Source organism: uncultured Polaribacter sp., from assembly GCF_947503855.1.
GTDB lineage: Bacteria > Bacteroidota > Bacteroidia > Flavobacteriales > Flavobacteriaceae > Polaribacter.
The window spans coordinates 16671-27905 of the sequence record NZ_CANNFF010000008.1 but is presented as its reverse complement, the minus strand read 5'-3'; the positions used below and the strand labels follow the sequence as shown (position 1 = coordinate 27905).

Here is an 11235-nt window from a genome sequence, read left to right as displayed (position 1 = left end):
TAATTATATAATGAACTTTTTTAAAAAACTATTTAACACATCTAATAAGGAAGATAAAGAAATTCAAAAACAGGAAGTAGATTTATCTTTAGACGATTTATTTGTACACAATTTTATTGAAAAGGGTGGCAAGTTCTTATATTGTCTTAAAAAAGAAGAAATAAAACAAAACCTTAGTTATATATTATCAGAAAATAACTGGAAAAATGCCCTTGTAACTAACAAAGAATTAAATACTTTTTTGGACGAAAAAGAAGTTTTGTTAGATACTGAGTTTAAAAAAACCATTCCGTTTTTTACAACTTGCGAGCATTTAATTGCAGATAATGGCGATATACTTTTTTCATCTAACCAATTAAAAAGCACAAAGCTATCTGAATTATCAGAAAACTTTATTGTCTATGCAACTACTAGCCAATTGGTTAAAAATACAGGCGAAGGTTTAACAGGTATTAAAACCAACTACAAAGGGGCAATACCTACTAATATATCATCAATAAAAAATTACGAAATCAATAAAAATGATGATAATTTTCTAAACTACGGTAACAGTAACACAAAAAACTTATATTTGCTGCTATTAGAAGATTTATAATATGCGCAACCTTTTAAGAAGGAGTTTTTCTGGAATTATTTACGTTTTAATTTTTGTTTCTGCTATTCTTTTTTCTAAAGAATCTTACATAGCTTTAGTAAGCATATTTAGTGTACTTTGTATTTGGGAGCTTTCTAAATTAATACAATTTAAAAGTATAATTACATATATTTTTTTCGGAATCACTTTATTTTTAATGATTAAAAGACCTACAAGCTATGCTATTACAGGCATACTTACCATCAACATTTTATCCTCATTATATTTAATTTACCAGTTATTTGCAAAAGAAGAAATTACGTATTCTACCGATAGGCAAAAACTAGGTTTAACTATTAGATACCTAATTTTTTCATTTTGTTTTTTAATATTATTACCTTTTAAAAATCAAAATTACACACCTTATTTAATGATATCGATATTAGTACTTATTTGGGTGAATGATAGTTTTGCTTTTTTAGTGGGTAAAAACTTTGGTAAGAAAAAACTGTTTGTTTCTGTTTCTCCTAAAAAAACACAAGAAGGTTTTTTGGGTGGATTTATCTTTACGCTAGTTGCTGCTTATATTATTAGTACAATAAATAAGGAATACGCTCTGGTAAACTGGCTAATTATAGCATCTATTATTTCTGTAATTGGCACTATAGGAGATTTGATAGAATCTAAACTTAAAAGACAAGCAAACATAAAAGACAGTGGTAATATTATGCCAGGTCATGGAGGTATTTTAGACAGACTAGATAGTTTGTTGTTTGCTGCTCCATTTGTATATTTGTATATTAACTTTATTATTTAAGTATGATTCGTTTTCATAAAGAAGGATTTAAAATTATTGTTATTACTTTTATTTTAGCTATTGTTGCTATTTTGGCAGCAGAAAAATTGATAGAACTAAATTGGGTTACCAAGGCAATACAAGTTTTAATTATTGTACTTTTAATTACTGTACTTCAATTTTTTAGAAATCCAAAAAGACTTACTTCTTTAAATGATGATACAATAATTGCTCCTGTAGATGGTAAAGTTGTTGTGATAGAAGAAGTAGAAGAACCTGAATATTTTAAAGACAAAAGATTACAAGTTTCTATTTTTATGTCGCCCATAAATGTACACGTTACTAGATATGCAATGAGTGGTATTATTAAATATAGTAAATATCATCCAGGTAAATACTTAGTTGCATGGCATCCAAAAGCATCTACAGAAAACGAAAGAACTACTGTGGTAATTAACAACAAATCTTTTGGAGACGTTTTATATAGGCAAATTGCAGGTGCTCTTGCAAAAAGAATTGTAAACTATGCCAAAGAAGGTGATAAAGCAATACAAGGTGCAGACGCTGGTTTTATAAAATTTGGCTCTAGAGTAGATCTATACCTCCCTTTAGGCACAAAACTAGCTGTAAATTTAGGTGACAAAGTTAAAGGTGGCACACAAGTTATTGCATCAAAATAAGCATGAAATCTGACTTAGATATAGCGTTTAAAGAAGCTTTTGATAAAGTATCAAAATTACAAGAAGCTGTTGCACCAGATGTAATGCTAAAATTTTATGCATACTATAAAAAAGCAACCTCTGGTAAAGTACTTTCTTATGATAATAAGTCTAATATTAGAAGTGCATTTAAAGTAAACGCAAGGATGCAGATTAAAGATATGAGCTCTAAAAAAGCAAAAGAAGAGTATATAAAACTAGCAAACACTATTTTAACCAATAAATAAAAGTAATTATGAAAAAAATCATACTATTAGTAGTCGCTATTTCTTTAAGCTTTACGGCATGTAAATCAGAAAAGAAAACAGATTCAGACAACAATAAAACAGAAAATAACGCTTTATATTCTATAGAAAAAGCAGAAAACGATATTGTTTTTACAGCTTATAAGTTTACAGAAAAAACACCTGTAAAAGGACAATTCAGACAAGTAAATATTACTAGTGGAGGAAAAGGAAACACCATTAAAGAAGCAATAAATAATACAGAATTTTCCATACCTGTAAGTAGTATTTTTACTAAAGATTCAAGTAGAGATTATAAAATACAAAAGTTTTTCTTTGGTGTTATGAAGAATACAAAATTATTATCTGGTAAACTAACTATAGAAAATGATTCTATTGGTGCAGCACTTATTAATATGAACGGTATATCAGAAAAAGTACCATTTTCTTATACAATTGCAAACAATACATTTGTAATGAGTGCAAAAATGGATGTTACAAATTGGAATGCCTTAAATGCACTAGCTTCATTAAATAAAGTTTGTGAAGCATTGCATACTGGATCTGATGGTATTTCTAAAACTTGGAGCGATGTAGCATTAAACATCACTACAAAATTTTAAAAGTATTTTTTTATACTAAAAATATTAAGCAGTTCGTTTGAAAAGTATTTAAATTGACTCTTTTAACCTTAGTAAATAAGCATTATTTAGTTTACATAAAACAAATGCACTAAAGTTAGAAAAGTAAGTTTTAAAAATACTTTTCAGACACCCATTTTTCTATTTATAAATTATTTAATGCCTCTTTAAGTTCTTTGTGTTGAAAATTAAATCCTTTTTCTGCTATTTTTTCTGACGACAACCTACTACCCTCTAGAAGTATGATAGCCAATTCACCAAAAATTAATTTTAACAAAAAGCCAGGAACATTAATTGCTAAAAACGGTCTTTTTATAGCTTTTGCTAAGGTTTTAGAAAAAGTTTTACTAGTATGAAACTCTGGTGACACAGCATTGTAAACACCAGTAAAATCTTCTTCTATAGCCTTTATATACAAACCACATAAATCATCTATATGTATCCAAGCCATATATTGTTTGCCAGAACCTAAAGGAGCAACAATTGGGGTTTTCATTTGATCTAAAGCTCCTCCTTTTTTAGAAAGAACCACACCTGTTCTTAAAATTGTTACTGGAATGTTTAATTTTTCAAATTGATGTGCCGCTTGTTCCCACTTTTGACAAACTTCACCTAAATAATCATCACCTGCATTGTCTGTTTCCTTATAAATTTTATCGGTGGTTTTTGCACCGTAATAATTACTTCCAGAAGAAGAAATAAATCCTTTTAAGGTAATTTTTTGTGCTTTTATTTTCTTGAAAATTAAATTTGCTGTATCTACTCTACTATCAATAATTACTTTTTTCCTTGCATCTGTCCACCGTTTATCTGCAATACCTGCACCTGCTAAATGTATTACATACTCTATATCAGTCAATGCTTTTTCATCAATATAATTATTAGAAATATCCCATTTAAATTCATTTTTACCTTCTGGGGTTCTGCTTAAAATTCTTACCTCATGTTTATTTTTAGTAAGCAATTCAGTTAACCTAGACCCTACCAAACCTGTACCTCCTGTAATTAATATTTTTGCCATATTGTAAAGATAGAAAAGAACCATTGAATAAATTGTGGTTCTGATAAAGATTATTTATTTGTTTATTTAACTTCTTTTAAAATATCTTGAAATACTTAACACTTAAAAAATAACTAATATTATCTAAGTTTAAAATTAATAAGAATCGAGTAATATATCATAAGAATAAACAATCCTGAAATATATTAAAGCAATGTTAATTATTTTTAACGCCTTAGATAAAGCCGTATTTTTATAGTGATGAAAAATAATAAGAAAAGAACTGGTTTTGTATTTAAACCTTATGAGGCTAAAAACAAATCGCCTTTTGAAAAACTTTTTGAAATTTTTAAAGAATTAATTACACATACTGCTGGCGATTTTGATGAAGCCATAGAATGGTTGCGTTCTTTAGACAAAGAGTACAAATTAACAGACGAAAATTATACCATTGATGATTTTATTGAGGACCTAAAAAAGAAAGGTTACATCAAAGAAGAAATTGAAGGAGATGGAATTGCAGGCACAAAAATAACAGCCAAAACAGAACGTGCAATTAGACAACAAGCTTTAAATCAAATTTTTGGTAAAATTAAAAGAAGTGGTACTGGTAATCATAAAAGTAAATCTCCCGGCAATGGAGATGAGCATACAGGAGATTTTAGAGCTTATCAATTTGGAGATAATCTGGATAAAGTTTCAATAACTGAGAGCATCAGAAATGCACAAATTAATAATGGAATTGGAGATTTTACATTATCTGAAAATGATTTAGTAGTAGAAGAAACACTTCATAAAGCTCAAATGAGCACTGTTTTAATGATCGATATAAGCCACTCTATGATTTTGTATGGAGAAGACAGAATTACACCCGCTAAAAAAGTAGCTATGGCATTGGCTGAATTGATAACAACTCGTTACCCAAAGGACACCTTAGATATTTTAGTATTTGGTAATGATGCTTGGACCATCAAAATTAAAGATTTACCTTATTTACAAGTAGGCCCTTACCATACAAATACCGTGGCTGGATTAAACTTAGCTATGGATTTATTGCGTAGAAAAAGAAATACCAACAAACAAATTTTTATGATTACAGATGGTAAACCAAGTTGCTTAAAAATGCCTGACGGACAATATTATAAAAACAGTAACGGTTTGGATAAATACATTGTAAATAAATGTTATGGGATGGCACAACAAGCCAGAAAATTACACATTCCTATTACCACATTTATGATTGCCCAAGACCCTTATTTAATGCAATTTATAAAGGCATTTACACAAGCTAACCAAGGAAAAGCATTTTATACAGGCTTAAAAGGTTTAGGAGAAATGATTTTTGAAGATTATGAAACCAATAGAAAAAAAAGAATTAGAGGATAATAAATTAAAGATGAATTTAGAAAACATAAAAACACTAGGAGAGTTAAAAAAATCAGGGTATCAATCAAAATCTATTAAAGACGAATTGCGCGAAAATCTTATCAGTAAAATGATGAGTAAAGAAACCGTTTTTAAAGGTGTACATGGATATGAAAACACTGTAATTCCTGAGTTAGAAAGAGCTATTTTAAGCAAACACAATATCAATTTATTAGGTTTACGTGGGCAAGCAAAAACACGTTTGGCTAGACTAATGGTAAATTTATTAGACGAATATATTCCTGTTGTAGCAGGTTCAGAAATTAATGATGACCCTGTGAAACCAATCTCTAGATTTGCTATAGAAATCATTAAAGAAAAAGGAGATGATACACCTATTTTTTGGTTACACAGAAGCGAACGTTTTGCAGAAAAACTAGCAACACCAGATGTTACTGTAGCAGACATAATTGGTGATGTAGACCCAATAAAAGCAGCCAATTTAAAATTGAGTTATGCAGATGACAGAGTTATTCATTATGGAATGATTCCAAGAGCCAATAGATGCATTTTTGTAATTAATGAGTTACCCGATTTACAAGCTAGAATTCAGGTAGCTTTATTTAATATTTTACAAGAAGGTGATATTCAGATTCGTGGTTTTAAATTAAGATTGCCTTTAGATATGCAATTTGTATTTACAGCAAATCCAGAAGATTATACCAATAGAGGTAGTATAGTAACACCTTTAAAAGACAGAATCGGTTCGCAAATTTTAACACATTATCCAGAAGATATAGAAACTGCAAAAACCATTACACAACAAGAAGCTAACAAAGCAAATGCACAAAAAGACTTTATCGAAGTACCCGAATTGGCTAAAGATTTGTTAGAACAAATTGTTTTTGAAGCTAGAGAAAGTGAATATATTGATGCAAAAAGCGGTGTAAGTGCACGTTTAAGTATCTCTGCATTTGAAAATCTTTTAAGTACAGCAGAAAGACGTGCCTTAATTTCTGGAGATGAACATACTGTGATTCGTTTAAGCGATTTTGACGGAATTATACCAGCCATTACCGGTAAAGTAGAATTAGTGTATGAAGGTGAGCAAGAAGGCGCTCACATTGTTGCAGAAAATTTAATTAGAAAAGCTATTAAAACTTTATTTCCAGATTATTTTCCAGAAATTAAAAAACTAGAAAAACAAGGTGAAGAAACTGTTTACGACGGTATTGTTTCTTGGTTTTTTAATGCCGAAGAAGATTTTGAACTGTTAGAAGAATACACCGAACAACAGTACAAAAATGCCTTAGATAAAATAAAACCTTTAAACGACTTTTTAAAAGAACATCAACCCAATATGAATGATGCTGATACTTATTTTATGAAAGAATTTGTGCTCTGGGCTTTGGTAGAGTTTAGTAAATTAAGCAAACAAAGATTTACAGAAGGCACACAATTTAAAGACCCTTATGGTAGTTTCATTAGTGGATTATAATTTAAAAAACGAAAAAATAAAAACCTCAAAATTTATTTTGAGGTTTTTTAAAATAAACAATTTTTAACTTTTTAGCTTTTTTATCCTCAATCTTTAAGGATGAGCTTGATAATGTTGCTTTTTTACAATTACAAAAACGGAGTTTTTGATACTTTACAACTTAAGTAACTTGACTTTTCTTGTTTTTCTCGAAAGAAAACACACAATCAATAAATTTTTATCTCCAAATTTTATTGGGAAACATAACCATGCTTTCATGTCCATTTTCTCCAACTGAAGCAACACCAAAGAAAAAATTATCTATTACAATACCTTCTAGAGCGAACTCAGTAGTTTCTACATATCTAGAATTATCCCAAGTTGGTGATGTTGTGTCTCTCCAATAAATTTTATAACCTTTTGCCCCTTCTACTTTACTCCATTTTAATCTTACATTTGCTTCTACAATACCTCCAATAGCAACTTCTTTAGGTGCAGCTGGTGCCCAAGCTAAACTCGCTAAATTTATGGCGTTTACTGCTGTTAATTTTTTAGCATACGGAAAGTTTACATGCTCAAAAGTATCACCATATTTTATACCATTTTCGGTTCTAATATCTTGGTGTTGTTGTGTATAGTTTTCATGAGCCTCCATAATTCTAATACCTGCAAAACCTAAATCGTTAAAAGGCCTGTGGTGCCCACCTCTACCAAACCTATCCAACCTATAAATCATCATCGGATTCATTTCTGGCATATATGTTTTGGTTGTTTTATGCACATATCTTGCTAATTGTCTTGAAATACCATCAACTTCACCACCGTAAAATCTACGCATTCTTCTTTGTCTTTCTGTTTCGCTTGCAGGAACTGGTTCACTAAAAATCCTAAAAGAACGATTGTCTATAACACCATCTACACCTTCAATGTTTCCAATCATATCATTATTTAAAATTCCAATAATATCCCATCCTTTTTCTTTAGCGTATTTTGCTAATCCTGCACCACCAAAAAGACCCTGTTCTTCACCCGAAAGACCTACATAAATAATACTACTTTCAAATTTATATTTACTTAAAACTCTTGCTGCTTCAATAGTACCCGCCATACCAGATGCATTATCATTGGCTCCTGGTGCATCTTTTGTAAAGTTAGAACCATCACTATTTCTAGAGTCTATATCTCCACTCATAATAATATATCTATTTGGATATTTGGTTCCTTTTTGTATTGCAACAACATTTACAACATAAGCATCATGAGGTACTCTTTTACTCATTTCTGTAGTTACCAAATCTTTTTGATAAAAGACATTAATACAGTTGTTACAATCACTAGAAATCTTATCAAATTCAGACTTTATCCAACGTCTTGCAGCACCAATACCTCTTGTATTAGAAATGGTATCAGAAAAAGTGTTTCTGGTGCCAAATTCTGTAAGCGTTTTTACATCTGCTTTAAGTCTATCTTCTGAGACAGCATTAATAATATCGTAAATTTTACTGTCTGTTTGAGTAAAACTAACATTTGAAATTAATAAAATTAAAAAAGTAATTTTTTTCATTGGTTTAAATTTTAAAGACTAAAATACAAAAGAAAAAAGAGAATAGTTGTTATGGGACCATTCTATTTTTATATTTAACAAGAGATTAAACCTGTTACTCTTTACCTAAACTCTTTGTTAGTTTAAATCCTACTAATAATGATACACTTCTGAATAAGAAAATTTATTTACTTAAAATTCTACCAAAAAACTAGCTATGCCAATTAGATAGTTTATTTTTTGATTCTTAATCTTTAAATTTAAGAGCTGTTAATATTTTTACCCCTGTACTCTATAAATTTTATAGATGCATTTATCAATAGAAAATATGGTCTTTGTTTGACAATTATTTCAATCCTTAGTATTTTTACCTAGAAAAATTTTAACAATAAAAAGTTATACATCTATAATGAAAATCATTATCTCACCTGCAAAATCTTTAGATTTCGAAAGCAAAGTACCTACAACTTTGCATACACAACCTCGTTTTTTAGAAGAATCTCAAAAATTAAATAAAAAACTAAAAACACTATCTAAAAACAAGCTTTCTAGTTTAATGTCTATTTCTGATGATTTAGCAGCTTTAAATTATGATAGAAATCAAAATTGGAAAATACCATTTACAAAAAAAAATGCGAAACAAGCTATTTACGCATTTACAGGCGCTGTTTTTCAAGGAATTGATGTAAACTCTTTACACGAAGATAAAATTCCTTTTTTACAAGACAAATTAAGAATTTTATCGGGTTTATATGGTTTATTAAAGCCTTTAGATTTAATACAACCTTATAGATTAGAAATGGGCACAAAAATAAAAGTAGGTAAAAAAGATAATTTATACCAATTTTGGGATGATGCTTTGGCAAAATCTTTAAATAAAGAACTAAAAGAAGACGAATTACTAATTAATTTAGCAAGTACAGAATACTTTAAAGCATTGCCTAAAAAAGTTTTAAAAGTGCCAATGATAACACCTGTATTTAAAGATTTTAAAAACGGACAATATAAAACCATTATGACCTATGCTAAAATGGCACGTGGTTATATGGTTAGATATATTGTAGAAAACAATATAGAAACCATAGAAGACTTAAAAGGATTTAATATAGAAGGTTACGGTTTTTCTGAAGAAATGTCTTCTGGTAATAATTTGGTTTTTACCCGTTAGTCTTCATAGAAGACATTACCCACATGTGTGGTGCTGTAACCGCAAACAAAACAGCAAATAAGCTAGAAGAAAAAAGCTTTAACGACGGTGTTAAAAAGTAAAGTAATAAAATACCTACTGCACTAATTACCCAAAATAAAAGAGCCTTTTTAATAAATTTTAGAATTGTTTGCTTATTTACCTCTCCAGATAAAAATAAAACTTGATGTAGTATGGATGGTAGTGAATGCCAGAGAATAAAATAAATAGCAAAGCCAAAAATCAAAGAGGTAGTTTTAAAAACCAAAAAAAGAAACATTAAATAAAATAATTCTTTCATAATTGTTTTTAAAGAAATTTGTTTCTTGAAATAAAAGTAGATACTCATTAGTAAAAACAAAAGCCCACTAATAAGTAAAATTAACTTTACAAGGAAAGGACTAAAAGAAACACCAACTAAATCTATCATTATTTCTTTTAGCTGTATTTCCGAATTATAAAAAAGCATTGCAAATACAATTAAGCCATAAACAAAAAAATAAAAGTAGCTTTCAATACTATTTTGTTTTATTTTTTCTGAAAAATGTTCCTCTCCAAAATGAAAAGCACTAATTATAATAAACATAATTATTGCTAAAAAAGAGTTCAAAAAGAATAATAAAACACATAAACCAATCATAAATAGATAGATAAGTAAATTTTTATTAACATTTTTATTTGATGCAAAATTTCTCTTAGAAAGAATTAATAAGTCATTGGCTCCGTGAAGTATACCTATTGTTATCACTAGGAAAAACGCAAATGAATCCTCTACAATTTCTCCGAATTGTATCCCAAACCAGAACAGTAAAAATGTAAAAAATATCATAAAATTTTGATAATGTGTAAAAATTTCATCTCTCATATTGCAAATATATCATTTTTATATTGTAAGTTTGTTATATCTTTATTAAAAAAGATTAAACAAAACTAATACTAACTTAATTATTTTTATTATGAATTTTACAAGTTTTTTAGCTGTTTCTAAAATGGCCCCAGACGATTATGTAGGTTTTACATTTTTTGTAGGATGTATGGCTATGATGGCTGCATCAGCATTTTTCTTTTTATCAATGAACAGTTTTGATAAAAAATGGAGAACCTCCATTCTAGTTTCTGGTTTAATTACATTTATTGCCGCTGTTCACTACCTTTACATGAGAGATTATTGGGCTGCTAATGCAGAATCACCAACTTTCTTTAGATATGTAGACTGGATTCTTACTGTACCATTAATGTGTGTTGAATTCTACTTGATATTAAAAGTAGCTGGTGCTAAAAAATCATTAATGTGGAGAATGATATTATTTTCTGTGATAATGTTGGTAACTGGTTATGTAGGAGAAGTAATTGACAGACCAAATGCTTGGTTATGGGGATTAATTTCTGGAGCTGCCTATTTTGCAATTGCTTACGATATCTGGTTAGGAAGTGCGAAAAAATTAGCTGTAGAAGCTGGTGGATCAGTATTAAAAGCTCACAAAGCGCTATGTTGGTTTGTTTTAGTAGGATGGGTTATCTATCCTATTGGATACATGGCAGGAACACCTGGATGGTATGAAGGTATTTTTGGTGGTTTAAATCTTGACGTTGTTTACAACATTGGAGATGCAATTAACAAAATTGGTTTCGGGTTAGTAATCTATTCTTTAGCTACTGAAAACTCAAAATAATAACCGTTCAAACGACAATCAAAACCCAAAAACGTAT

At 29.2% G+C, this 11235-nt stretch carries 12 protein-coding genes; 9 read left to right on the top strand and 3 right to left on the bottom strand.

Annotated features, from left to right (window positions below):
- Window positions 1-10: 10 nt before the first annotated feature.
- The 5 genes from Q0662_RS08180 to Q0662_RS08160 are packed head-to-tail and all read left to right on the top strand — an operon-like array spanning window position 11 to window position 2936.
- On the top strand, window positions 11-595 hold the full coding sequence (locus tag Q0662_RS08180) for an LUD domain-containing protein (RefSeq protein ID WP_298948660.1): 585 nt from the start codon (window positions 11-13) through the stop codon (window positions 593-595).
- Window position 596: 1 nt separating this feature from the next.
- A complete protein-coding gene (locus Q0662_RS08175) occupies window positions 597-1391 on the top strand; it encodes a phosphatidate cytidylyltransferase (protein WP_298948658.1) in 795 nt (264 codons plus the stop codon).
- Window positions 1392-1393: 2 nt separating this feature from the next.
- Window positions 1394-2050, top strand: a complete 657-nt coding sequence (locus Q0662_RS08170) for a phosphatidylserine decarboxylase family protein (protein WP_298948655.1) — start codon at window positions 1394-1396, stop codon at window positions 2048-2050.
- 2 nt (window positions 2051-2052) lie between these two features.
- Window positions 2053-2316, top strand: a complete 264-nt coding sequence (locus Q0662_RS08165; RefSeq protein ID WP_298948651.1) for an acyl-CoA-binding protein — start codon at window positions 2053-2055, stop codon at window positions 2314-2316.
- A gap of 8 nt (window positions 2317-2324) precedes the next feature.
- The gene (locus Q0662_RS08160; protein WP_298948649.1) at window positions 2325-2936 is read left to right on the top strand and encodes a YceI family protein; all 612 of its coding nucleotides are present in this window, start codon (window positions 2325-2327) and stop codon (window positions 2934-2936) included.
- Between the two features lie 163 nt (window positions 2937-3099).
- Here the strand turns inward: Q0662_RS08160 and Q0662_RS08155 are convergent, their stop codons facing one another.
- On the bottom strand, window positions 3100-3975 hold the full coding sequence (locus tag Q0662_RS08155; protein ID WP_298948647.1) for a TIGR01777 family oxidoreductase: 876 nt from the start codon (window positions 3973-3975) through the stop codon (window positions 3100-3102).
- Window positions 3976-4215: 240 nt separating this feature from the next.
- Between Q0662_RS08155 and Q0662_RS08150 the strand changes: the two genes are divergently transcribed.
- Window positions 4216-5340 carry a VWA domain-containing protein gene (locus Q0662_RS08150; protein WP_298948645.1) on the top strand — a complete coding sequence of 375 codons (1125 nt, stop codon included), beginning with the start codon at window positions 4216-4218 and terminating at the stop codon, window positions 5338-5340.
- Between the two features lie 10 nt (window positions 5341-5350).
- Window positions 5351-6817, top strand: coding sequence for a magnesium chelatase (locus tag Q0662_RS08145; RefSeq protein WP_298948886.1), 1467 nt, complete (start codon window positions 5351-5353; stop codon window positions 6815-6817).
- 217 nt (window positions 6818-7034) lie between these two features.
- Here Q0662_RS08145 and Q0662_RS08140 read toward each other — a convergent pair whose 3' ends face one another.
- Window positions 7035-8360, bottom strand: coding sequence for a M28 family metallopeptidase (locus Q0662_RS08140; protein WP_298948642.1), 1326 nt, complete (start codon window positions 8358-8360; stop codon window positions 7035-7037).
- A 388-nt stretch (window positions 8361-8748) separates the two neighbouring features.
- On the opposite strand from Q0662_RS08140, the gene yaaA reads away from it, so the two are divergent.
- The gene (gene yaaA / locus Q0662_RS08135; RefSeq protein WP_298948640.1) at window positions 8749-9507 is read left to right on the top strand and encodes a peroxide stress protein YaaA; all 759 of its coding nucleotides are present in this window, start codon (window positions 8749-8751) and stop codon (window positions 9505-9507) included.
- Here yaaA and Q0662_RS08130 read toward each other — a convergent pair.
- On the bottom strand, window positions 9497-10390 hold the full coding sequence (locus Q0662_RS08130) for a Brp/Blh family beta-carotene 15,15'-dioxygenase (RefSeq protein WP_298948637.1): 894 nt from the start codon (window positions 10388-10390) through the stop codon (window positions 9497-9499). The genes yaaA and Q0662_RS08130 overlap by 11 nt on opposite strands.
- A gap of 91 nt (window positions 10391-10481) precedes the next feature.
- On the opposite strand from Q0662_RS08130, the gene Q0662_RS08125 reads away from it, so the two are divergent.
- Window positions 10482-11198: a bacteriorhodopsin-like gene (locus tag Q0662_RS08125; protein ID WP_298948636.1), complete on the top strand. Its 717-nt coding sequence runs from the start codon at window positions 10482-10484 to the stop codon at window positions 11196-11198.
- Window positions 11199-11235: the final 37 nt, after the last annotated feature.

Excerpts from the sequence above, each read along its gene's own strand:
- Q0662_RS08155 (WP_298948647.1), bottom strand. The coding sequence starts at position 3,975 with ATGGCAAAAATATTAATTACAGGAGGTACAGGTTTGGTAGGGTCTAGG.
- Q0662_RS08170 (WP_298948655.1), top strand. The coding sequence starts at position 1,394 with ATGATTCGTTTTCATAAAGAAGGATTTAAAATTATTGTTATTACTTTT.
- Q0662_RS08140 (WP_298948642.1), bottom strand. The coding sequence starts at position 8,360 with ATGAAAAAAATTACTTTTTTAATTTTATTAATTTCAAATGTTAGTTTT.
- Q0662_RS08125 (WP_298948636.1), top strand. The coding sequence starts at position 10,482 with ATGAATTTTACAAGTTTTTTAGCTGTTTCTAAAATGGCCCCAGACGAT.
- Q0662_RS08175 (WP_298948658.1), top strand. The coding sequence starts at position 597 with ATGCGCAACCTTTTAAGAAGGAGTTTTTCTGGAATTATTTACGTTTTA.
- Q0662_RS08130 (WP_298948637.1), bottom strand. The coding sequence starts at position 10,390 with ATGAGAGATGAAATTTTTACACATTATCAAAATTTTATGATATTTTTT.
- Q0662_RS08165 (WP_298948651.1), top strand. The coding sequence starts at position 2,053 with ATGAAATCTGACTTAGATATAGCGTTTAAAGAAGCTTTTGATAAAGTA.
- Q0662_RS08180 (WP_298948660.1), top strand. The coding sequence starts at position 11 with ATGAACTTTTTTAAAAAACTATTTAACACATCTAATAAGGAAGATAAA.
- yaaA (WP_298948640.1), top strand. The coding sequence starts at position 8,749 with ATGAAAATCATTATCTCACCTGCAAAATCTTTAGATTTCGAAAGCAAA.
- Q0662_RS08160 (WP_298948649.1), top strand. The coding sequence starts at position 2,325 with ATGAAAAAAATCATACTATTAGTAGTCGCTATTTCTTTAAGCTTTACG.
- Q0662_RS08150 (WP_298948645.1), top strand. The coding sequence starts at position 4,216 with ATGAAAAATAATAAGAAAAGAACTGGTTTTGTATTTAAACCTTATGAG.
- Q0662_RS08145 (WP_298948886.1), top strand. The coding sequence starts at position 5,351 with ATGAATTTAGAAAACATAAAAACACTAGGAGAGTTAAAAAAATCAGGG.